This is a genomic window from Pseudomonas lini (genome assembly GCF_030812475.1).
In the GTDB taxonomy this organism is placed as follows: domain Bacteria; phylum Pseudomonadota; class Gammaproteobacteria; order Pseudomonadales; family Pseudomonadaceae; genus Aquipseudomonas; species Aquipseudomonas lini_A.
Genome location: NZ_JAUSSR010000015.1, coordinates 51,891 through 74,779, shown reverse-complemented (window position 1 = coordinate 74,779; position 22,889 = coordinate 51,891). Strand labels below are relative to the sequence as shown.

The following is a 22,889-nucleotide window of genomic DNA, read 5'->3' as shown; positions in this document are numbered from 1 at the left end:
ACCCCCCTTCTTTCGAAATTTGAGCTTCAGGATTTGAGATAGCCGTTGGCGGCCAGAAAGCTTTCAGTAATGTTTCCGGATTTTGTAGGTTCTGCAGCCTTGTCGCCCAGCAACAGGCGCTCCAGATAACGGGCCAGCAAGTCCACTTCCAGATTGACCCGGCGACCCGGCTGGTACGACGCCATGATGGTTTCGCTCAGGGTGTGCGGAATGATCGTCAACAGGAACTCGGCGCCATCGACCGCGTTCACGGTCAGGCTGGTGCCATCGACGGTGATCGAGCCTTTGTGGGCGATGTACTTGGCCAGTTCTTTCGGCGCGCGGATGCGGAATTCCACGGCCCGGGCGTTTTCAGTACGGGCAACCACTTCGCCCACGCCATCGACATGACCGCTGACCAGGTGCCCGCCCAGACGTGTGGTCGGGGTCAGAGCCTTTTCCAGGTTGACCGGGCTGCCGCTTTTGAGGTCATTCATGGCCGTGCAGTCGAGGGTTTCACGACTGACGTCCGCGGCAAAGCCGTTACCCGGCAATTCAACCGCCGTCAGGCATACGCCGTTGACCGCAATGCTGTCGCCCAGTTTGACGTCGCTCAAGTCGAGCTTGCCGGTTTCTACGTGTACCCGCACATCTCCGCCTTTGGGGGTTAATGCACGAATACTGCCGATGGATTCGATGATGCCGGTAAACATGGAGTCCTCCTCGAGAACAAAGCCGTCGCGTGGCGCAGGCCGGGAATTATACGCTCGCCGCCGGCACAGGAATGGCAATGACTCGCCAGTCTTCGCCAACCGCGCGGATTTCGGTGATTTTGAGCTCGGGCGCGTCTTTCATCTGCGCCAGCGGCCAGTCCAGCAGCGGCCGCGCCGAGGAGCCAAGGAACTTGCCGGCGACGAAAATCTGGAACTCGTCCACCAGTCCCTGCCGGGCAAAGGCCCCGGCGAGACGCGGACCCGCTTCGACCAATACTTCGTTGACGCCACGATGGGCGAGTTCGACGAGCAGTTTGCGCAAGTCGACCAGGCCATCGTCGCCGGTCACGATCAGGCATTCCGGGCCGTTGGCGTATTGCTCTTCGATGGCCATGCAGGTGGCGACCAGCGCCGGGCCAGCCTTGAAGAACGGTGCATCCAGCGGCACCCGCAAACGGCCGTCGATCAGCACGCGCAGCGGTGGACGGCTCATCGCCAACGCGGTTTGCCCGGCGTCCAGCCCCAACTCATCGGCACGCACGGTCAAGCGGGCGTTGTCCGCCAGCACCGTGTCGGCACCGGTCAGCACCACACTGGCCTGGGCGCGCAAGCGTTGTACCGCCGAGCGCGCCGCCGTGCCGGTGATCCACTGGCTTTCGCCGCTTTCCATCGCCGTGCGACCGTCCAGGCTCATGGCCAACTTGACCCGTACGAACGGCAAGCCGTGCTCCATGCGTTTGAGGAAGCCTTCGTTGAGCTTGCGCGCCTCGCCTTCGAGCACCCCGCTTTCGATGGCGATGCCGGCCTGGGCCAGGCGTTGCAGGCCGCGACCGGCGACTTCCGGGTTCGGGTCCTGCATCGCCGCAACCACCCGCGCCAGCCCGGCATTCACCAGCGCATCGGCGCAGGGCGGCGTGCGACCGTGATGGCTGCAAGGTTCGAGGGTCACGTAAGCCGTGGCGCCGCGAGCCTTGTCGCCAGCGGCGTGCAGGGCGTGAATTTCGGCATGGGGTTCGCCGGTGCGCACGTGCCAGCCTTCGCCGACGATCTGCCCGTCACGCACGATCACGCAACCCACCCGCGGGTTGGGATGCGTCGTGTAGTGACCTTTGCGCGCCAGCTCCAGGGCACGGGCCATGTAGTGGGCGTCGAGGATGGCTTGTTCTGGGGACTGGGTCATTCTTTCACCGGCTCACGGGCCAGGCGATCGATCTCTTCGCGGAACTCGTTGAGGTCCTGGAAGCGCCGATACACGGAGGCGAAACGAATGTAGGCGACTTCGTCGAGCTTTTGCAGCTCGGCCATCACCAGTTCACCGACCACGAGGGATTTGACCTCGCGCTCGCCGGTGGCGCGCAGTTTATGTTTGATGTGCACCAGCGACGATTCGAGGCGCTCGACACTCACCGGACGCTTCTCCAGCGCACGCTGCATGCCGGCGCGCAGTTTTTCTTCGTCGAACGGCTGGCGGCTGCCGTCGGTTTTGATCAGGCGCGGCAACACCAGTTCAGCCGTCTCGAACGTCGTGAAACGTTCGCCGCAGGCCAGGCATTCGCGCCGGCGGCGCACCTGTTCGCCCTCGGCGACCAGACGCGAGTCGATGACCTTGGTGTCGTTGGCACCGCAGAAGGGACAGTGCATGGTGGCAGGCAACAAAAAAAGGGAGGGCCATGGTAGCGCATCCGGGTGGCAAGACAAGCCATAGGCTTTGCGGTATACAGACGGGTCATCCATGGATTTCACCCAGCTGGAGCAACCGATGTCCATACGCCCGCTCATTTTGCTCAGTCTTTTCAGCCTCCTGGTGGCCTGTAGCAGCGATGCGCCCCAGCCACCGGAACCCGGCCCTGCGCCGCAACAGGCGCAGAAAAAAGCCAGGGAGTCCGCCGACCTCGGCCCGTTGCCCGCGCATCAACGTGAATTGAGCGGCACCTTGCAAGGCGTACCGGCCGGTGCCGAGGTCGAACTGGCGCTGCTGGTGGTCGACAACCAGGACCGCCCGCAACAATTGCTCGCCAGTTCCAGCCTGATAGGCACCAATCAGATATTGCCGTTTCGTCTGCGATTCAACCCGGCATCCTTTCCAGCAAGTGCCCGCGTTGAACTGCGTGGCCGCGCCAGCCAGTCCGGCCAGTTGATTTTGCACCTGCCATCGCAAGTCATCACCCAGCCAACGACCCAGGCGATGGGTCAACTGCAGTTCGTCAAAGCACCATGATTGCACCGCTCGACCTGCAGCAGGCGTTGGCCGGGCTGCTCGGCGATGCACAGTTGGTGGCCTGTGCCTTGCCGGACACCGAACTGAAGCTTTGGCTGATCGACGGCGACAACATGGACCGCGCGTTCAGCCCGGAAGAAACCCGGCGAATTCTGCATGAACCGCCCTACTGGAGTTTCTGCTGGGCCAGCGGGCTGGCGGTGGCGCGCTATCTCGACCGATTCCCTGAATGGGTCAAAGGCAAGCGGGTGCTGGATTTCGGCGCCGGATCCGGGGTGGCGGGGATTGCCGCGGTCAAGGCCGGCGCGCTGGAAGTGGTGGCTTGCGACCTCGACCCGCTGGCGATCGCCGCGTGTCGGGCGAATGCCGAACTCAATGGGGTACAGCTCGACTACTCGACGGATTTTTTTGCCGAGGCGGATCGGTTTGATCTGATTCTGGTGGCCGATGTACTGTATGACCGGGCGAACCTGCCGCTGCTCGACGAATTTCTAAGTCGCGGCAGGGAGGCATTGGTGGCGGATTCGCGGGTTAGGGATTTTCGTCATCCGTTGTATCAGCGCATCGAGATGCTGGAGGCGATGACCTTGCCGGATCTGGCCGAGCCCGAAGAGTTTCGGCATGTGAGCCTGTACCACGCGCGGCGTGTTTAAAAGCTTCGCCGGCAAGCCGGTCTCGTTCCCACAAGTTCAGCGGTGTTCTCAAGACCGACGCTGAACCTGTGGGAGCGTGGCTTGCCCGCGAAGGCGCCCTGTCAGGCAACGCATCTCCCTATGCCCCACCCTTCCGGCCAGCCCCCACCAAGCCTTATAGTGGCGCAATCCACGCTTTTACGAGATTCCCCCATGAGTCAGGAAACGCCGTACATCTTCGACGCCACGACTGCCGACTTCGAGCAATCGGTGATCGAAAACTCTTTCCACAAACCGGTGCTGGTGGATTTCTGGGCCGAATGGTGTGCACCGTGCAAGGCATTGATGCCGATGCTGCAAACCATCGCCGAGAGCTATCAGGGCGAGTTGCTGCTGGCCAAGGTCAATTGCGACGTGGAGCCGGACATCGTCTCGCGCTTCGGCATTCGCAGCCTGCCAACGGTCGTGCTATTCAAGGACGGTCAACCGGTGGACGGCTTTGCCGGCGCACAACCGGAATCCGCCGTCCGCGCCCTGCTTGAACCTCATGTGCAGATGCCACCGCCCGCGGCGGCCGATCCTTTCGAACAGGCCCAGGCCTTGTTCGATGACAACCGCTTCGCCGACGCCGAAGCCGCCCTCAAGGTGCTGCTGGGCGAAGACAACACCAACGCCGGTGCGCTGATTCTCTACGCCCGCTGCCTCACCGAACGCGGCGAGCTGGGCGAAGCGCAAACCGTGCTCGACGCGGTCAAGAGCGATGAGCACAAGGCGGCCCTGGCCGGTGCCAAGGCACAAATCCAGTTTCTCGGCCAGGCCAGTGACCTGCCGGATGCGGCGGACCTTAAAGCGCGCCTGGCGAAGAACCCGCAGGACGATGAAGCGGTGTACCAACTGGCGATCCAGCAGCTTGCCCGCCAGCAGTACGATGCGGCGCTGGATGCCTTGCTCAAGCTGTTCATCCGCAATCGCAGCTACAGCGAAGGCTTACCGCACAAGACATTGCTGCAGGTGTTCGAACTGCTGGGCAACGATCACCCGCTGGTAACCACGTATCGGCGCAAGTTGTTTGCTGCGTTGTACTGAGTATCACTGACACACCGCGTCAGCGTTCATCGCCAGCAAGCCGGCTCCTACAGTATCGGGATCACCCCAGCCCCCGAACACCTCAAACCCTGTAAGAGCTGGCTTGCCAGCGAAGAGGCCATCACATCCAGCATTAATGTTGCCTGACACGCCGCTTTCGCCAGCAAGCCGGCTCCTACAGTATCGGGATCACCCCAGCCCCCGAACACCTCAAACCCTGTAGGAGCTGGCTTGCCAGCGAAGAGGCCATCACATCCAGCATTAATGTTGCCTGACACGCCGCTTTCGCCAGCAAGCCGGCTCCTACAGTACCGGGATCACCCCAGCCCCCGAACACCTCAAACCCTGTAGGAGCTGGCTTGCCAGCGAAGAAGCCATCACGTCCAGCATTAATGTTGCCTGACACGCCGCTTTCGCCAACAAGCCGGCTCCTACAGCCAGAGGTACAGTGGCGTATCTGCGCCGCTCTCGACCTTCACCTGTGCGCAATGGCGCAAACGCACCAGCAGCCGCTTGCCCGACGCCGCGCTGCCGGTCAATCCTTCAAGCTGCTCCAGCAAATCCGGCCCGCTCATTTGCCCCGCCTTGCGCAGCAAATCCTTGGCGATCTGCCACTGCGTATCATCCTGATTCACAGGTTTGGCCGGCGCCGCACTGGCTTCAGGCTTGACCACCTGCAACTGCGCACCCAGCCGCGCCCAGTCGGCGTCATCGAGCTCCAGTGTCAAATCCACCGGCCAGTCGCCGATGCTTCCGCGTATACGCAACATAAGTCTGCTCCTGCACATTTCTGACTCACATGCTCCCATGGGACTTGTGTAACGCCAAGCGGACGGTCAAACTCTCCACGATTACGTTATAAGATTACATAACACAATATTCATTTTACTTCCGGAGACTCGTCATGCGCCGTCTGCTTCTCGCTCTGCCGTTTGCCTTGCTGCCGCTGGCCGTCGCCCATGCTGCCGACGACCATGACCATGAGCACGGCAGCTTGAGTGCCCACGAACACGGCGTCGGTCGCTTGAATGCTGCGCTGGACGGCCAGACCCTGGAACTGGAGCTGCAAAGCCCGGCGATGAACCTGGTCGGTTTCGAACACGTAGCCACTACCGACGCCGACAAGGCCAAGGTCGCCGCCGTCCGTGCGCAGCTGGAAAAACCTCTGGCGCTGTTCAATCTGCCGACAGCCGCTGGCTGCGTGATTGCAAAGCAGGAACTGGAAAGCCCCTTGTTCGGCGACAAGCCGGACGCCGATGACGATCACGACCATGACGCCAAGGACGAGCATCACCACGATCACAGCGAGATCCATGCGCATTACCAATTCAGTTGCCCGTCACCGGGCGCACTGAAGACGCTGGACCTGGCGAACATCTTCAACACCTTCCCGGCGACGCAAAAAATGCAGGTACAACTGATCAGCCCGAGCGGGCAGCAAGGGGTTGAAGTGACGGCCAAGGCGGCTGCCCTGAAATTCTGAATTCACCAAAGATCCCCTGTGGGAGCGAGCTTGCTCGCGATGAGGCCCTGACATTCAACATCTCTGTTGGCTGATACACCGCTATCGCGAGCAAGCTCGCTCCCACAGGGGTTGTGTTGGATGCGAGATTGAGACAACCCATGAAACCGGCACTATGACCCAAGCACTCATCGAACTGACCGACCTGGGCTTCAGCTGGCCCGGCCACCCGCAATTGCTGGATATCCCGGCGTTTCGTCTGGAGCCGGGGGAAACCCTGTTCCTCAAAGGCCCCAGCGGCAGCGGCAAGACCACCCTGCTCGGCCTGCTCGGTGGCGTGCAGAAGCCCGATCGCGGCAGCATTCGCCTGCTCGGCCAGGAACTGACCGAACTCGGCGCCGGCGCGCGTGATCGCTTTCGTGTCGATCACACCGGCTACATCTTCCAGCAGTTCAATCTGCTGCCGTTTCTCTCGGTGCGCGAAAACGTCGAGCTGCCCTGCCGCTTTTCCAGACTGCGCGCCGAACGGGCGATCCAGCGTCACGGCAGTGTCGATCAGGCCGCAGCCACCCTGCTCGCGCACTTGGGCCTGAAAGATGAAAACATCCTCGGCCGGCGCGCCGATTCGCTGTCCATCGGCCAACAGCAACGGGTCGCCGCCGCACGGGCGTTGATCGGCCAGCCGGAACTGGTGATCGCCGACGAACCGACTTCGGCCCTGGATTACGACGCCCGGGAGAACTTCATCCGCTTGCTGTTCGCCGAATGCCGCGACGCCGGATCGAGCCTGTTGTTCGTCAGTCACGACCAGAGCCTGGCGCCGTTGTTCGATCGCAATCTGTCGCTGGCCGATCTCAATCGCGCCGCCATCCCGTTAGAGGTTTGAGATGTATTTGTTCCGTCTAGCCATGGCCAGCCTGGCTAACCGCCGCTTTACCGCGATCCTTACCGCGTTCGCCATCGCCCTGTCGGTCTGCCTGCTGCTGGCGGTGGAACGGGTGCGCACCGAGGCCAAAGCCAGTTTCGCCAGCACCATCAGCGGCACCGACCTGATCGTCGGCGCCCGCTCAGGCTCGGTGAACCTGTTGTTGTACTCGGTGTTCCGCATCGGCAATGCCACCAACAACATCCGCTGGGACAGCTTCGAACACTTCGCCAACAACCCGAAAGTGAAGTGGGCGATCCCGATGTCCCTCGGTGACTCCCATCGCGGATATCGGGTGATGGGCACCACCGAGGCGTACTTCGAGCATTACCAGTACGGCCGTCGACAACACCTGGAGCTGGCCGACGGTCGGGCCTTCGCCACAGACCCATTCGAAGTGGTGCTGGGTGCCGAAGTCGCCGATGCATTGCGCTACAAGCTGGGCGACAAGCTGGTGTTGGCCCACGGCGTGGCCGTGATCAGCCTGGTCAAGCACGACGACAAACCGTTCACCGTGGTCGGCATTCTCAAGCGCACCGGTACCCCGGTAGACCGCACGTTGCACATCAGTCTCGGCGGCATGGAGGCGATCCATGTCGATTGGCACAACGGGGTGCCGGCGCGCGGCAACGGACGGATCAGCGCCGATCAGGCGCGCAACATGGACCTCACGCCGCAAGCGATCACCGCGTTCATGCTCGGGCTCAACAGCAAGATTTCGACCTTTGCCCTGCAGCGCGAAATCAATGAGTTCCGTGGCGAACCGATGCTGGCGATCCTGCCGGGGGTGGCGCTGCAAGAACTGTGGAGTTTGATGAGCACAGCGGAAAAGGCCTTGTTCGTGGTCTCGCTGTTCGTGGTGTTGACCGGGTTGATCGGCATGCTGACCGCCATTCTCACGAGTCTCAACGAACGGCGGCGCGAGATGGCGATTCTGCGTTCGGTGGGCGCGCGACCGTGGCACATCGCGACCTTGCTGGTGCTGGAAGCGTTTGCGTTGACGCTGTCCGGGGTGATCGCCGGCGTGGTGCTGCTCTACCTGGGCATCGCCGTCGCCCAGGGTTATGTCCAGGCGAATTACGGTTTATATCTGCCCCTCGCCTGGCCAAGCGAATATGAATGGACGCTGCTCGGTGGCATCCTTGGCGCCGCGTTGCTGATGGGCAGCGTGCCGGCCTGGCGTGCGTATCGCCAATCCCTGGCCGATGGCCTGTCGATCCGTCTATGAGGAGGTGAAGATGCCCCGCGTTGTGTTTGCGTTGTTGATGCTGGTCGCCCTGCCGCTGTGGGCGGCCGCACCGAAAGACCTGACCTGGTCGGAAATGATCCCGCCGGATGCCGCACCGGAAGTGCCGAACATGACACCACTGCACGACCTGTCGCAGATGGGGGACGCGCTGGCGGCAGAGTCCGCACCCGCGGCCAGGCAAGACATGCCGAATGCGCCAGTGGTGAACACCCTCGACGGCCAGAACATTCGCTTGCCTGGCTACATCGTGCCGCTGGAAGTCAGTGAAGAAGGTCGCACTACGGAGTTTTTGCTGGTGCCCTATTTCGGCGCCTGCATTCATGTGCCGCCACCGCCTTCGAACCAGATCGTGCATGTGAAAAGCGAAGTCGGTGTGAAGCTTGATGAGCTGTATCAGCCGTACTGGATCGAGGGTGCGTTGCAGGTCAAGGCATCGAGCAGTGAGTTGGCGGATGCGGGGTATCAGATGGAGGCGGACAAGATTTATGCGTATGAACTGCCGGAGTGAATCCGGTAGTTCTGAGTTGTGTGATCGATAGTATTCGCGGGCAAGCCCGCTCCCACATTGGGTCTGCGCATCAACACAAATCCCCTGTGGGAGCGGGCTTGCCCGCGAAGAGACCATGAGCCGCCCACAAAAACCAAGGCCATCACTGTTTCATTGAGCTGAATCAAAAGACCATACCAGACGCCTCCGTACCATTGGACATCGAATATTTTCAACGTCCTCTGGAGCCTCCATGCACAAGTCCTTGCTCAGCGCTTCGCTGTTCGCCCTCGCGCTCGCAGCCCCGCTCGCCCATGCCCATGACGCCGGCGACATCATCGTTCGTGCCGGTGCGATCACCGTCAACCCGGATGCCGACAGCTCCAGTGTCAAGGTCGACCAAGGCCCGCTGGCGGGTGCCGACCTGGGCGGCAAGGCCACCATGAGCAGCGACACGCAACTGGGCCTGAACTTCGCTTACATGCTTGACAGCCATTGGGGCATCGAGCTGCTCGCGGCCTCGCCGTTCGAGCATGACGTGAAGCTCAAGGGTACCGCCCTGGGGGCTGCCAACGGCAAACTCGGCAGCCTGAAACACCTGCCGCCAACCTTGAGCGTCGTGTACTACCCGCTGGATGCGAAGTCCGCGTTCCAGCCGTATGTCGGTGCCGGTATCAACTACACCTGGATCTATGACGAACACGTCGGCAGCGAAGCCAGCGCCAACGGCTTCAGCAACTTCAAGGCGGAGAATTCCTGGGGCATGGCGTTTCAGGTCGGCGCCGACTACATGCTGACCGACAACGTGATGATCAACGCCCAAGTGCGCTACATCGACATCGACACCACGGCGACTGTGGAAAATAACGCCGTGGCACCGGGCACCCGGGCCAAGGTCGACGTGGATGTCGACCCGTTCATCTACATGGTGGGCCTGGGCTACAAGTTCTAAACCCGCCACCTACCCTTTGTAGGAGCGAGCTTGCTCGCGATGGTCTCAAGGACGACGCGTTTATTCAGAAAGTACGCGTTATCGTTGACGTCCATCGCGAGCAAGCTCGCTCCTACAAAGGGTGAAGTCCCAGCAACCGCGCCAGACCATCACGCAACGAAGTCTGCTGCGGATAGGTAAAGCGCTCCAGCAACCGCCGGTTGTCCGCCCGCGAATGGCGGATGTCACCGGCGCGCGCCGGACCGTAGCTCACGGGCGGCAATTGACCGACCACCGCCTCCAGCGCTTCCAGCATTTGCTTGAGGGTGGTGGCCTGGTTCCAGCCGACATTGACCGCGCCCACCTCGACCTGGGGTTTCTCGATGGCTTGCACCAACAAGTCGACCAGGTCTTCGACGTAGACAAAATCACGCGTCTGCTCGCCATCACCGAACACGGTGATCGGCAGGCCTTTCTGCGCCCGCTCGCTGAAAATGCTGATGACTCCGGAGTACGGCGAGGACGGATCCTGACGTGGGCCGAAGATGTTGAAGAAGCGGAAGATCACCGGTTCCAGGTCATGCTGGCGACGATAGAAATCGAAGTAATGCTCGCTCGCCAACTTGTCCGATGCGTATGGCGTCAACGGGGCCTTGGGCGTGTCTTCGTCGATCGATTCGCCTTCGCCGTTATTGCCGTAGACCGCCGCACTGGACGCAAACAGCACCCGCTTGATACCGGCCTTGCGCATGGCTTCGCAGACATTCAACGAGCCAATGAAATTGCTCTGGTGAGTCTTCACCGGATCGTCCACCGAGGCCTGCACCGAAGCCACCGCCGCCAGGTGCGCGACCGCGCTGCAACCGAGCATCGCCCGTGCCACCAGTGCCGCATCGGCGACGTCGCCCAAAATCAGTTCGAGCTTGGGGTTGTCCAGCGGCAAATGGCTGCGCTTGCCGGTGGACAGGTCATCGAGAATCCGCACCGAATGGCCCTTGGCGAGCAAGGCGTCGGTCAGGTGCGAGCCGATGAAACCGGCACCGCCGGTGATGAAAACAGGGCCGTCAGCCATGGCGATAAAACCTGTCGAGTAAGCCCGGGAGTGCCGCGCGCCAGGCGCGGGGCTTGATGCCGAACGTGTGCAGAATTTTCTTGCAGGCCAGCACCGCGTGTTGCGGCTCCTCGGCGGCATCCGGACGCGTGGCGTGAGCCTGGGGGGTCGGTGCTTCGATGGCCAGCGGATGCAACGCACGGGCTTCGGTCAGGATCGCCTGCCCCAGCGCCAGCGGCGTGGTCGCCTCATGCCCGGCGTAATGGTAGGTGCCCCACAGCGGCGCGGCACAATCGAGTTGCTTGAGCACTGAAATGATCACGCGGGCGGCGTCGTCCACGGGCGTTGGATTGCCCCGACGGTCATCGGCCATCAGCAGTTCTTCAGGCGTTTCTGCCCGGGCCAGAAAACGTCCGAGGCTGCCGTCGGGACTGTCATCGAGCAACCAGCCGAAACGCAGCAGCACATGTTGCGGGCAGGTGGCGCGCACACTTTGCTCGATCCGCCACAAGGCCTGACCGCGCAGGCCCAAGGGAACCGGTTCGTCTTTTTCGCTGTAGGCCGTGGCCCGGGAGCCGTCGAATACGCGATAGCTCGACGGTTGCATCAGAACGATGTTGTGATGCTGGCACAATTCGGCCAGACGTTCGACCGCCCGCTCCTGCGCAGCCAGACGCTGCTCGCTGACCACCTCCGCCTGGAACCAGTCGAAGTAGTAGGCGAGGTTGATCAACGCGTCCGGGCGGGTGTCGTCGAGCAGTTGCGTCAGGCTCGCGGCATCCCAGCCGTCTTGCGGTGGGCGGGGGGCGAGGAAGCCGATGTCTTCCTCCGCACCGAGGCGAATCAGCGCCTGCCCAAGGGCATTTCCGCCGCCCAGTAACATAAGGCGCATTCGCATAGAGTCAGCAGGCCCAGTCTGATTGAAACAATGGCTTATCGACACTGCACGGGGGCAATGTCGTCGATAGTTGCCGGAATCGTTGCATTTTGCGGGTTTAGAGCGCAACCGTCATCCGTAAAGTGTACATCTCCTGCAATTGTGGTGCTGCTACCGGCCTCTTCGTCGGATCGCCGCCCGGGGCAAGCCCGCTCCCACAGGGGTCTCTATTGTTTGCAAATTTTGCATTCAACACAGTCCCTGTGTGGGGCTTGCCCCGGGCGGCGATCCGACGATGAGGGCCTACAGGCCAATAGAGAGCTTGAGCGGTACTTGCAACTTACCACCCCCACCCGCATAAATTACTCCATGAACCTGCCCATCCCCGCAGACAGCGCCCTGACAGGCTTCCACCCCGCCGTCAGTGCCTGGTTCCGTAACACTTTCCCGACGGTCACCGCCGCCCAGGCCCGGGCGTGGCCGTTGATCCGCCAGCATCGTTCCACATTGATCGCCGCACCCACCGGGTCCGGCAAGACCCTCACCGCGTTTCTCGCGGTCATCGACGACCTGGTCCACCGCGGCCTGGAAACCGCCGATGGCCTGCCCGACGAAACCCTGGTGGTCTATGTCTCGCCGCTCAAAGCCCTGTCAAACGACATCCAGATCAACCTGCAAACCCCCTTGGCCGGCATTACCGGACAACTGCGCGTGATGGGCCTGCCCGAACTGCAGATCACAACCGCCGTGCGCACCGGCGATACGCCGCAAAAAGACCGCTCGGCCATGCGCAGGACGGCGCCGCACATTCTGGTGACAACGCCCGAATCCCTGTACGTGCTGCTCGGCTCTGACTCCGGTCGGCAAATGCTCAAGACCACTCGTACGGTCATCGTCGACGAGATCCACGCCATTGCCGCCAGCAAACGCGGCAGCCACCTGGCCCTGAGCCTGGAACGCTTGCAGGCAATGTGCACGCAACCCTTGATGCGCATCGGCCTGTCCGCCACGCAAAAGCCGATCGACGCGGTCTCGCGTTTTCTGGTCGGTCGCGATCGTGCCTGCGAAATCATCGATATCGGCCACGCCCGGCCGCGGGATCTGGATATTGAAGTGCCGCCCGTGCCGTTGTCGGCGGTCATGGCCAACGACGTCTGGGAGCTGGTGTATGACCGCCTCGCCGCCCTCGCCCGCGAGCACCGCACCACGCTGGTCTTCGTCAACACCCGGCGCCTGGCCGAGCGCCTGAGTCGGCACTTGAGCGAGCGCCTGGGCAAGGACGCGGTCGCCGCCCACCACGGCAGCCTGGCCAAGGAATTTCGCCTCGACGCCGAGCAACGGCTCAAGCGCGGCGACCTGCAAGTGCTGATCGCGACTGCCTCGCTGGAGTTGGGGATCGACATCGGCGACGTCGACCTGGTCTGCCAGATCGCTTCGCCGCGCTCGATTGCCGGGTTCCTGCAACGGGTCGGCCGCTCCGGGCACCAGGTCGGCGGCACGCCCAAGGGGCGATTGTTTGCCACCACCCGCGACGACCTGATCGAATGCATCGCCCTGCTCGACTGCGTGCGTCGCGGCGAACTCGATACCTTGCAGATTCCCCGGGCACCGTTGGACGTACTTGCGCAACAGATCATCGCTGAAGTCAGCTGTCAGGAATGGCAGGAGCAGGCATTGCTGGAGATGTTCCGCCGGGCTTCACCTTATGCCGAACTCGACGAACAGCATTATCTGGCGCTGCTGCACATGCTCGCCGACGGCTACAACGGGCGTCAGGGCGTTCGCAGCGCTTACCTGCACCGCGACGCCGTGACCCGCACGCTGCGCGGTCGCCGGGGCAGCAAACTGACCGCCGTGACCAGCGGCGGGACCATCCCGGACAACGCCGACTACAGCGTGCTGCTGGAGCCTCAAGGGCTGAACATCGGCAGCGTCAACGAAGACTTTGCGGTGGAGAGCATCGCCGGCGATGTCTTCCAGCTAGGCAACACCTCTTACCGGATCCTGCGGGTCGAAACCGGCAAGGTCCGGGTCGAAGACGCTCAGGGTCAACCGCCGACCATCCCGTTCTGGCTCGGCGAAGCGCCCGGTCGCAGCGATGAACTGTCGTTCGCCGTGGCTCGCCTGCAAGGGCAACTTGATGACCTGCTGGGCGCCACACCCGGGAATTTGCAACCCGCGCTCGACTGGCTGACCGACACCCTGGGCCTCAATCTGGCCAGCGCCGATCAACTGGTGGATTACCTGGCCCGTGCACGTCTGACCCTCGGCGCCCTGCCCTCCCAGGACACGCTGCTGATGGAGCGGTTTTTCGACGAGTCGGGCGGCACCCAACTGATCATTCACACCCCGTTTGGCAGCCGCATCAACCGCGCCTGGGGCCTGGCCCTGCGCAAGCGCTTCTGCCGCACCTTCAACTTCGAATTGCAGGCGGCCGCCAGCGAAGATGCCATCGTGCTGTCGCTGTCCAGCAGCCACAGCTTTGAGCTGGATGAGGTCTGGCGTTATCTGCACAGCAACAGCGCCGAGCATATCCTGACTCAAGCGGTGCTCGAAGCGCCGCTGTTCGGCGTACGTTGGCGCTGGAATGCCGGGGTGGCGCTGGCACTGCCGCGTTATACCGGTGGACGCAAAGTCGCGCCGCAGATCCAGCGGATGAAGAGCGAAGACCTGATCGCCAGTGTGTTTCCCGACCAAAGTGCCTGCGTGGAAAACCTCGCCGGCGAACGGGAGATTCCCGAGCATCCCCTGGTGGAGCAGACCCTCGACGATTGCCTCCACGAAGCCATGGACTGCGAAGGCTGGCTGGCCTTGTTGCGCCGCATGGAGCGTGGCGACGTGCGCCTGATCAGCCGCGACCTGCCAGCCCCCTCGCCGCTGGCGGCAGAAATCCTTAGCGCCCGGCCCTACACCTTTCTCGACGATGCGCCGCTGGAAGAACGTCGCACGCAAGCCGTGCTCAATCGTCGGTGGACCGATCCGCAATCCACTGACGACCTCGGGGCGCTGGATGCCGAGGCGATCCAGGCCGTGCGCGACGAAGCCTGGCCCGCGCCCACGGGCATCGATGAAATGCATGAGGCGTTGATGAGCCTGGCGTGCATCAGCGATGCCGAGGCACAGGCCAATCCCCGTTGGCGCGAATGGCTCGACGCCTTGACCGACAGCGGCCGCGCCAGCCGTTTGCAAATCAACCCGGCGCAATCGGTATGGCTGGCGCTGGAGCGGCTGACCTGTGTGCAGGCTATTTATCCACAGGCCCCCTTGTCGCCGCCGCTGCAGGCATTGCCGGGTTTCGACGAAGCCTGGGAGGCGGACGCTGCGGCACTTGAAGTGGTTCGCGCACGGCTCAGTGCTTTTGGTCCATTGCCGCTGCAAGCGATTGCCGAACCTCTGGACTTACCCGCGACTCAAGTCACCCAGGCACTGGCTCAACTGGAGCGCGAAGGTTATGTGCTGCGCGGCCAATTCACGCCCGGTGCGGCACGGGAAGAATGGTGCGAGCGGCATCTGCTGGCGCGCATCCATCGCTACACGGTCAAGCGTCTGCGGCGGGAAATCGAGCCGGTGGCGCTGCAGGATTTCATCCGTTTCCTGTTTGACTGGCAGCATCTGTCCCCGACGACCCAAGGCCAGGGCAGCGCTGTGTTGCCGGCGATTGTCGCTCAGTTCGAAGGCTACCCGGCCGCCGCTTCAGCCTGGGACAGCGATATTCTGCCGGCACGAATCAAAGGGTATTCGGCGAGCTGGCTGGATGATCTGTGCCGCAGCGGCAAACTGGTCTGGACCCGCCTGACCGCGCGCAACAAGAGCGCCAGCACGGCGCTGCGCAGCACGCCGATTCTGCTGTTGCCGCGCAGCCAGGTGGGGTTGTGGAGCAGCCTGACCGAGCAAACCCCGGTCGACGATCTGTCACCGAAAACCCAAAAGGTTCACCAGGCCCTCAGCCAGCATGGCGCACTGTTTTTCGATGAGCTGATGCACGAGGCGCACCTGCTGCGTTCGGAGCTGGAAATCGCCTTGCAGGAGCTGGTAGGGGCCGGTCTGGTGAACGCCGACAGTTTCGCCGGCCTGCGAGCGCTGATCACCCCGGCCAGTAAACGCCAGGCCCGCAGCAGCCGACGCGGGCGCGGGGCGTTTGTCGGCGGGATGGACGATGCCGGGCGCTGGGCCCTGCTGCGCCGCGCTGCTGCCGCGCCGGTGGTGGATGGCAAACGTGCGGCGCCGACGCCGGCCGATACCCTTGAACATATCGCCATGACCTTGCTGCACCGCTATGGCGTAGTGTTCTGGCGCCTGCTGGAACGCGAAGCGGACTGGTTGCCGAGCTGGCGGGAATTGCTGCGTACCTTCCACCGATTGGAGGCACGGGGTGAAATTCGTGGCGGGCGGTTTGTCAGTGGTCTGGCGGGCGAGCAGTTCGCATTGCCTGAAGCGATTCCGTTGCTGCGCGAAGTTCGGCGCCGGCCCCATGACGGGAGTCTGGTAGCAGTGTGCGGGGTTGATCCGCTGAATCTCGCGGGTACGCTTTTACCCGGAGCGAAAGTGCCGGCGTTGGCGAGTAATCGGTTGGTGTATCGCGACGGGTTGCCGGTGGCTGCGGAGATTGCCGGCAAACAGCATTTTTGGCTGGAGCTGGATCAGCAAGCCAGTGCCGAGGTGCGTAGCAAGCTGATCCGGCATTGATGTCGTCTGGCGGGGCCTCTTCGCGAGCAGGCTCGCTCCCACAGTTGATCTGTGTTTGAGCAAGGTTTTGTGACCGACACATGTCCCCTGTGGGAGCGAGCCTGCTCGCGAAGAGGCCAGCAACTCCACCACAAATCACTGAGTTCGCGGCTGATCCGGCAACAACACCGACGAATGCTCCACCATCGTCCCCTCATCCTCCGGCTCATGCACCTGCCGCCCGGGCATCAACACCTGCTGTGGATAAGTCTGCGCGAAATGCACCCAAGGGCTGTTATCCACCAGCTTTTTCAAGCGCTGATTGAACGCCCGACTCACTGCATATTGACCGCCCGACACGGTACGGAACTGCGCCGTCAGCACCACCCCGTTGAGGTCCATCTTGTCGACGCCGAACACATCCAGCGGCCCTTGCAGGTTGTACTTGAGGAACGCATCGTCACGGATCGAATCACCCGCCTCGCGGATCAGTTCGATGGCCTTGTCCACGTCGGTGTCGTAGGTGAACTGTACAGAGAAAAACGCATACGCGAATTGCCGCGATTGGTTGGTCACCGCCTTGATCTGGCCGAACGGCACCGAATGCACGAACCCCTTGCCGTCACGCAGGCGCAACGTGCGGATGGTCAGCCCTTCGACCGTCCCGGCATGACCGGAATCGAGCACCACCCAGTCGCCGATCGACAAGGTGTCTTCAATGATGATGAACAGCCCGGTGATGACGTCCTGCACCAATTGCTGCGAGCCGAAACCGATGGCCAGGCCGACCACCCCGGCACCGGCCAGCAGCGGCGCGACGTTGATGCCCAGGTTGGCCATGGTGGTGATCGCACAGATCACCACCAGGATGATCTTGATCGCGTTGCGCAGCAGCGGCAGGATGGTTTTGACCCGCGTACTGGGCTGCGCCGCGCGCTTGTTGACCGGCGGTTTCAGCGCTTCCTGGATCGCCGTATCGAGTACCACCCAGAGCAGCCAGGTGACCAGAAAGATCAGACCGATGCTGCTCAACGAATCGCTGATCGCGCGGCCCACCGAGTTGCGTTCGGCGAATTCGAACAGCGACACCCCCCAGATCCGCCCGAGGACTTCAATGAAAGCCACGGCCATGACGATCCGCGACAAGGCGTGCAGCAGGCTGAGAAAGCGTTCCTTGTAGGCGCTGCTGCGCTTGAGCGCTTCGGCCTGGCTCGACTTGAACATGTGCTGGAAAATCGTGCTGAGGAATACCGCGGCAATCAGCAAAATGGTGGTGAACAGCGCGCAGCGCAGCGCCTTCTGGTTGTCCTCGCCGACGCCGATCAGGTTGATCGCCGAGACCATGACCATCAGCAGGATCGGCCAGAACCAAAGCCCGGAAAAAATCCGCAGCGATTCCTGCAGCGAAGGCTGTTTGAGACGTTGAGCCAGCGGCCGATTGCGGATCAGGTGCGCCACCGGACGACGCAGGTGGATCACCAGCAAACCGAAGATGATCGAGGCAAACAGACCGGTAAACACCGCGATGCTGCTGGTGATGTTACCGCCCAGTTGTCGGGCGATTTGCGGGCTGGTCAAGGCGTCGCTGAGCGCTGCGAGGAAGCCGATCAGGAACAGGGGTTTGGGGCAGTAATCGCGAATGATCTGCACCGCTGCGCGTTTGTGTCCGGTGTTGAACATGACAATCACGCAAAGCAGCATCGACGTGGAGAAAATGCCGCTGCTGGTGGCATAGGCGAAACACAACGCCAGGGCGCGACCCACCGAAGCTGGCAGGAAGTGGCTGACATAGAGTGTCAACGGCAGGCAGATCACGGCAGGCAAGGTGTAAGGCAGCAAGTAGGTGAGCAAATCCTGGCTGCGTTGGCGGGTCCGCAGCCAGCGCCCCTGGTTCAGCCGTGTGGCAAGAAGGCCACCGAGCACGGTGAGCAAGGCAAAGACGCCGAGCCAGACACCGGACAACGTCAGAAAATCACCCGCCACGCTCCAGCCTGAACGACTCGAGGGCCGGTTGACCAGTTTGTCCACTTCATCCACCGCCCGATCGGCCCGCAGGCGCCAGGCGTCGACCAGGTTTTCGTTGAGGTCGAGCTTATCCTGAACGTCGTCGATGCTGGAACTGATAGCCCCGAGCAGGCCGCCCTGCACCAGTGGCTCGGGCTTTGCGGCTTCCTCCGTGGCGTCAGGAACACCCGGCAGTGTGGCGGCTTCCAGCTCGTTGCTACCCAGAATCAGCAACGCCCCCAGCAGTATCGCGGTCTTGAATTTGAGCAAAACGCGGAGCTCCGTCTAAAGGATCTGTAAGGAACTGATTGACAAATGGCAGGCAAGTTCACGGACCGCTCTGTAGGAGCCGGCTTGCTGGCGAATGGGGCCCTTGAATGATGTGGTGTAGTTGAGACTGCCTTCGCTGGCAAGCCAGCTCCTACAGGGGGCCGTGTGACAAGACGGTCTCGCTCCCACAATTGATCGATTGTGTACTTCAAAGTGTTTTACCGCCCGTAATTCCGTCGAAACTTTGTTGCTCGTCCCGCAGTCATCAAAAGATCAGGCAGTCCGAAGACCATTAGACGGGAGGCGATATGGCGGCGATTCACATTGGCATTTCAGGTTGGCGGTACACGCCCTGGCGGGGGGATTTCTACCCGAAGGGGCTGGCCCAGAAGCGCGAATTGCAATTCGCGTCGCGGGCCGTCAACAGTATCGAAATCAATGGATCGTTTTACGCCCTGCAACGGCCCGAACGTTATGCCCAGTGGTACACCGAAACGCCGACGGGCTTCGTGTTCAGTGTCAAAGCGCCACGTTTCATCACCCACATCAAGCGCCTACGTGACATCCACAAACCCCTGGCGAACTTTTTCGCCTCCGGGGTGCTGGAACTCAAGGACAAACTCGGTCCGATCCTTTGGCAATTCCCGCCCAACTTAAAATTCAATGCCGAGTTGTTCGAGACGTTCCTGCAGCAACTGCCCCACGACACCGAACAGGCCGCCGCCCTCGCCCGTCAGCATGATTCGCACGTGAATGGTCACGCCAGCCTGAAGGCTTACAAGAAAAAGCCGTTGCGTCATGCCGTGGAAATTCGCCATGAAAGCTTCGTCGACCCGGCCTTCGTCCGTCTACTGAAACGCTACGACACTGCCTTGGTCATCGCCGATACCGCCGGCAAATGGCCTTACCGCGAAGATATCACCAGCGACTTCGTCTACCTTCGCCTGCACGGCGCCGAAGAACTCTACGCCAGCGGTTACACGCCACAAGCGCTGAAACGCTGGGGCGATCGCATCGAGGCCTGGCACCAGGGCAAGCAACCGAGCGATCCACAGTTGATCGCGCCGAAGCAAAAGCCCAAGGTGCGCAAATCCCGCGAGGTGTTCTGCTATTTCGATAACGACATCAAGGTCCGCGCGCCCTTCGACGCGCGCAGCCTGCTGCAGCGCTTCCATCTAGATAAAACCCTCACCACAGCCCCCGGCGAGCCTGCTGCCGAAGGAGTGCTGCCATGAACAGTTCCGAGCAGCTCAGCGTAGCGGATGACCAGGCACAAACCATTGAGCCGGTCAGTCGGTTCACCGTACTGACAGTCAACACCCACAAGGGCTTCACCGCCTTGAACCGACGCTTCATCCTGCCCGAATTGCGCGAAGCGGTGCGTAGCGTGTCGGCCGACGTGGTGTTCTTGCAGGAGGTTCACGGCACCCACGAACATCATCCGGCGCGATACAGCAACTGGCCCGAAATACCGCAGTATGAATTCCTCGCCGACACCCTGTGGCCGCAGTTCGCCTACGGGCGCAATGCAGTCTACCCGGCGGGCGATCACGGAAATGCGCTGCTGTCGAAATTCCAGATCATTCGCCATGACAATCTCGATGTGTCCATCAGCGGTCATGAGAACCGGGGCATCCTGCATTGCGTGCTGCGCCTGCCCGGCGACGGTCAGGAAGTGCACGCCATTTGCGTCCACCTGGGCCTGCGCGAAAGTCACCGTAATGCACAGCTCAAGCTATTGGCCAGCCGTCTTGCAGAGCTGCCGGCCGATGCCCCGGTGGTGGTTGCCGGTGACTTCAATGACTGGCGCCAGCGCGCCGATGCGCTGCTCAAACCCTGTGGTCTGCGAGAAGTGTTCGCCGAACTGCACGGCAAACCGGCGCGCAGTTTCCCTGCACGCCTGCCAGCATTGCGCCTGGACCGCATCTATGTGCGCAACCTCAAGGCCAGTCGCCCGCAAGTGCTGGCGGCACGTCCCTGGTCCCACCTTTCCGATCACGCACCGTTATCGGTGGAGATCGAGCTATGAGCAGCCCGTCGATGGAAAAGACCAGTGTGGAACACTTATCCACAACCCCGCCCGCCCATGCACCCGGCACGGTCGACGTCGAGTACGGCTGGCAAGGCAACAATCTCGTGGAGCTGCTGGAAAATGGCGAAGCGTATTTCCCCCGGGTGTTCGAGGTCATGCGCCAGGCCAAGAGTGAAATCCTCCTGGAAACCTTCATCGTCTTCGAGGACAAGGTCGGCAATGAACTGCAACAGGTGCTGATCGATGCCGCCAAACGCGGCGTGCGGGTCACCGCCAGTCTCGACGGTTTTGGCTGCGGCGAATTGAGCACCGCCTTTCTCGCGGCGTTGAGCGAGGCCGGCGTGCGTATCCAGATATTCGATCCCGCGCCCAAGCACTTCGGCATTCGTACCAATTGGTTCCGTCGCCTGCACCGCAAGATAGTGGTGGTCGATGGCACGATTGCGTTCATTGGCGGGATCAACTTTTCCGCCGACCACCTGGCTGACTTCGGCCCCGAGGCCAAACAGGATTACTCGGTGGAAGTGCAAGGCCCGGCAGTAGCCGATATCCATCACTTCGCCCTGCTGCAAAGCGGCCGGCCGGCCCGGGCCAAATACTGGTGGCAACGTCGCCGGCAGCGGCGCCAGGAACTGGCCTTCACCGATCACGACGGCCAGGTGCGTCTTGTCTATCGCGATAATGGCGAGCATACGACCGATATCGAAGAGGTTTATCGCCAGGTGCTGCGCAGCGCCCAACGGCGGGTTGTGATCGCCAACGCCTACTTCTTTCCGGGGTATCGCCTGCTGCGCGAAATCCGCAACGCGGCCCGGCGTGGCGTCGATGTGCGCCTGATTCTGCAAGGCCAGCCCGACATGCTGGTGGCCAAACTTGCGGCGCGCATGACCTATGACTACCTGCTCAAGTCCGGTGTGCAGATATTTGAGTATTGCGACCGCCCACTGCACGGCAAAGTCGCGCTGGTGGATGAGGACTGGAGCACGGTGGGTTCGAGCAACCTCGATCCATTGAGCCTGTCCATGAACCTGGAAGCCAACGTGTTGATCCGCGATCGCGCCTTTAACCGGATACTGTCCGAGCGCCTCGAGGACCTGAGTGACAATCACTGCAAGGCCATGTCCGCAGACAAGTCCCCCCGTGGACGGGTCTGGCACATGACCGTCGGCTTCCTGGTGTTCCACTTCCTGCGGCACTTTCCGGCCTGGGCCGGTTGGCTGCCGGCGCACAAGCCGCGCCTTAAACCTTTTTCCCACACCGCCCGGAGTGACACCTGATGAGCCACTCTGAAACACAGCCGGCGACCCACGCCGACCATCCGCACAAGTCGCGCTGGAGCCGTTGGAAAAAACCGCTGACGATGCTGTTTTTCCTCGCGCTGATCGTACTGTTCACGATGCTCGCCCAGCGAATCGAATGGGACGAAGTGTTCAACAACCTCGCTGATTTCAAGGTGCGCACGCTGATCATCGCGTCCGGGCTGACGCTGGTGAGCTTTCTGGTTTACGCCTGCTTCGACCTGATCGGCCGAACTTACATTCGCCAGGACCTGACCTGGAAACAAATACTGCCGGTGGGCATTATCAGCTACGCCTTCAACCTCAACCTGAGCGCCTGGGTCGGTGGCGTTGCCATGCGGTATCGCCTGTACTCACGTCTCGGGGTGAGCAAAGGCAACATCGCGAAGATCCTCGGCCTGAGTCTGGCGACCAACTGGTTCGGTTACATGGTCATTGCCGGTGCAGTGTTCACCAGCGGGCTGGTGCGGATGCCGCCGGGCTGGAAGCTGAGCACCGGCGCGTTGCAAGGTGTGGGGGTGTTGTTGCTGTTGGTGAGCGCGGGATACCTGGTGGCCTGTCAGTTTTCCCGGCGTCGGGAATGGTCGATCCGCGGGGTGGAAATCAACCTGCCATCGCTGCGCATGGCGATCCTGCAATTGGCTCTTGGCGCGCTGAACTGGTCGCTGATGGCTGCCGTGATTTTCACCCTGCTGCCGAGCAAACTGGATTATCCGCTGGTGCTTGGGGTGCTGTTGATCAGTGCCATCGCCGGCGTGATCACGCATATTCCTGCCGGGCTCGGGGTGTTGGAGGCGGTGTTCGTGGCGCTGCTGCAACATGAGGTTTCACGGGGGAGTCTGGTGGCGGGACTGCTGGCGTATCGGGCGATCTATTTCATCTTGCCGCTGTTGATTACGGTGGTGATGTATCTGGTTGTCGAAGCCAAGGCCAAGTCGCTGCGGATTGCAAAGAAACCATCTTGAGCGTTGTGGTGGAGCGGATGCCGCCTTCGTCGGAACGCCGCAACC

Annotated in this window: 20 protein-coding genes; 13 read left to right on the top strand and 7 right to left on the bottom strand. The window is 61.9% G+C overall.

Going from position 1 to position 22,889, the window contains the following annotated elements:
* Positions 1 to 26: 26 nt before the first annotated feature.
* Genes J2W17_RS25525 through nrdR form a run of 3 tightly spaced genes read right to left on the bottom strand, consistent with a single transcriptional unit; the run spans position 27 to position 2,333 of the window.
* Entirely contained in the window at positions 27 to 692 is a 666-nt protein-coding gene (locus tag J2W17_RS25525; protein ID WP_090179336.1) for a riboflavin synthase, read from the bottom strand.
* 46 nt (positions 693 to 738) lie between these two features.
* Positions 739 to 1,872 carry a bifunctional diaminohydroxyphosphoribosylaminopyrimidine deaminase/5-amino-6-(5-phosphoribosylamino)uracil reductase RibD gene (ribD, locus tag J2W17_RS25520; RefSeq protein WP_307341193.1) on the bottom strand — a complete coding sequence of 378 codons (1,134 nt, stop codon included), beginning with the start codon at positions 1,870 to 1,872 and terminating at the stop codon, positions 739 to 741.
* The gene (nrdR, locus tag J2W17_RS25515) at positions 1,869 to 2,333 is read right to left on the bottom strand and encodes a transcriptional regulator NrdR (protein ID WP_003228656.1); all 465 of its coding nucleotides are present in this window, start codon (positions 2,331 to 2,333) and stop codon (positions 1,869 to 1,871) included. Before nrdR ends, ribD begins: the two co-directional genes overlap by 4 nt.
* A 118-nt stretch (positions 2,334 to 2,451) precedes the next feature.
* On the opposite strand from nrdR, the gene J2W17_RS25510 reads away from it, so the two are divergent.
* The 3 genes from J2W17_RS25510 (at position 2,452) to trxA (ending at position 4,628) form a co-directional block, all read left to right on the top strand.
* A complete protein-coding gene (locus J2W17_RS25510; protein WP_307341190.1) occupies positions 2,452 to 2,910 on the top strand; it encodes a YbaY family lipoprotein in 459 nt (152 codons plus the stop codon).
* Positions 2,907 to 3,563 carry a class I SAM-dependent methyltransferase gene (locus J2W17_RS25505; protein WP_307341185.1) on the top strand — a complete coding sequence of 219 codons (657 nt, stop codon included), beginning with the start codon at positions 2,907 to 2,909 and terminating at the stop codon, positions 3,561 to 3,563. Before J2W17_RS25510 ends, J2W17_RS25505 begins: the two co-directional genes overlap by 4 nt.
* Positions 3,564 to 3,755: 192 nt before the next feature.
* Complete coding sequence (trxA, locus tag J2W17_RS25500) at positions 3,756 to 4,628, top strand: thioredoxin (protein ID WP_307341182.1); 873 nt, start codon at positions 3,756 to 3,758, stop codon at positions 4,626 to 4,628.
* Positions 4,629 to 5,059: 431 nt separating this feature from the next.
* Here trxA and J2W17_RS25495 read toward each other — a convergent pair whose 3' ends face one another.
* Complete coding sequence (locus tag J2W17_RS25495; protein ID WP_307341179.1) at positions 5,060 to 5,398, bottom strand: hypothetical protein; 339 nt, start codon at positions 5,396 to 5,398, stop codon at positions 5,060 to 5,062.
* A gap of 134 nt (positions 5,399 to 5,532) precedes the next feature.
* Here J2W17_RS25495 and J2W17_RS25490 point away from each other — a divergent pair, with 134 nt between their 5' ends.
* From J2W17_RS25490 to J2W17_RS25470, 5 genes are all read left to right on the top strand, one after another.
* On the top strand, positions 5,533 to 6,111 hold the full coding sequence (locus J2W17_RS25490) for a DUF2796 domain-containing protein (RefSeq protein WP_307341176.1): 579 nt from the start codon (positions 5,533 to 5,535) through the stop codon (positions 6,109 to 6,111).
* Positions 6,112 to 6,265: 154 nt separating this feature from the next.
* Positions 6,266 to 6,976 carry an ABC transporter ATP-binding protein gene (locus J2W17_RS25485; RefSeq protein WP_307341173.1) on the top strand — a complete coding sequence of 237 codons (711 nt, stop codon included), beginning with the start codon at positions 6,266 to 6,268 and terminating at the stop codon, positions 6,974 to 6,976.
* A gap of 1 nt (position 6,977) precedes the next feature.
* Complete coding sequence (locus tag J2W17_RS25480) at positions 6,978 to 8,243, top strand: ABC transporter permease (protein ID WP_307341170.1); 1,266 nt, start codon at positions 6,978 to 6,980, stop codon at positions 8,241 to 8,243.
* A gap of 10 nt (positions 8,244 to 8,253) precedes the next feature.
* Positions 8,254 to 8,772, top strand: a complete 519-nt coding sequence (locus J2W17_RS25475) for a DUF3299 domain-containing protein (RefSeq protein WP_307341167.1) — start codon at positions 8,254 to 8,256, stop codon at positions 8,770 to 8,772.
* A 232-nt stretch (positions 8,773 to 9,004) separates the two neighbouring features.
* Entirely contained in the window at positions 9,005 to 9,703 is a 699-nt protein-coding gene (locus J2W17_RS25470; protein ID WP_307341164.1) for an OmpW/AlkL family protein, read from the top strand.
* 112 nt (positions 9,704 to 9,815) lie between these two features.
* On the opposite strand, the gene J2W17_RS25465 is transcribed toward J2W17_RS25470, so the two are convergent.
* On the bottom strand, positions 9,816 to 10,754 hold the full coding sequence (locus J2W17_RS25465) for an NAD-dependent epimerase/dehydratase family protein (protein WP_307341161.1): 939 nt from the start codon (positions 10,752 to 10,754) through the stop codon (positions 9,816 to 9,818).
* Complete coding sequence (locus tag J2W17_RS25460; RefSeq protein WP_307341158.1) at positions 10,747 to 11,631, bottom strand: sugar nucleotide-binding protein; 885 nt, start codon at positions 11,629 to 11,631, stop codon at positions 10,747 to 10,749. The genes J2W17_RS25465 and J2W17_RS25460 overlap by 8 nt, the downstream gene beginning before the upstream one ends.
* 348 nt (positions 11,632 to 11,979) lie before the next feature.
* Between J2W17_RS25460 and J2W17_RS25455 the strand changes: the two genes are divergently transcribed.
* Entirely contained in the window at positions 11,980 to 16,296 is a 4,317-nt protein-coding gene (locus tag J2W17_RS25455; RefSeq protein ID WP_307341155.1) for a DEAD/DEAH box helicase, read from the top strand.
* A gap of 135 nt (positions 16,297 to 16,431) precedes the next feature.
* Here J2W17_RS25455 and J2W17_RS25450 read toward each other — a convergent pair whose 3' ends face one another.
* A complete protein-coding gene (locus J2W17_RS25450; protein ID WP_307341151.1) occupies positions 16,432 to 18,549 on the bottom strand; it encodes a mechanosensitive ion channel family protein in 2,118 nt (705 codons plus the stop codon).
* Between the two features lie 308 nt (positions 18,550 to 18,857).
* Here J2W17_RS25450 and J2W17_RS25445 point away from each other — a divergent pair, with 308 nt between their 5' ends.
* Genes J2W17_RS25445 through J2W17_RS25430 form a run of 4 tightly spaced genes read left to right on the top strand, consistent with a single transcriptional unit; the run spans position 18,858 to position 22,844 of the window.
* The gene (locus J2W17_RS25445) at positions 18,858 to 19,784 is read left to right on the top strand and encodes a DUF72 domain-containing protein (protein ID WP_307341148.1); all 927 of its coding nucleotides are present in this window, start codon (positions 18,858 to 18,860) and stop codon (positions 19,782 to 19,784) included.
* On the top strand, positions 19,781 to 20,578 hold the full coding sequence (locus J2W17_RS25440; RefSeq protein WP_307341145.1) for an endonuclease/exonuclease/phosphatase family protein: 798 nt from the start codon (positions 19,781 to 19,783) through the stop codon (positions 20,576 to 20,578). Before J2W17_RS25445 ends, J2W17_RS25440 begins: the two co-directional genes overlap by 4 nt.
* Positions 20,575 to 21,858, top strand: coding sequence for a cardiolipin synthase ClsB (gene clsB, locus J2W17_RS25435; protein ID WP_307341141.1), 1,284 nt, complete (start codon positions 20,575 to 20,577; stop codon positions 21,856 to 21,858). Before J2W17_RS25440 ends, clsB begins: the two co-directional genes overlap by 4 nt.
* Complete coding sequence (locus J2W17_RS25430) at positions 21,858 to 22,844, top strand: lysylphosphatidylglycerol synthase domain-containing protein (RefSeq protein WP_307341137.1); 987 nt, start codon at positions 21,858 to 21,860, stop codon at positions 22,842 to 22,844. The genes clsB and J2W17_RS25430 overlap by 1 nt, the downstream gene beginning before the upstream one ends.
* The last annotated feature ends 45 nt before the right edge of the window (positions 22,845 to 22,889 follow it).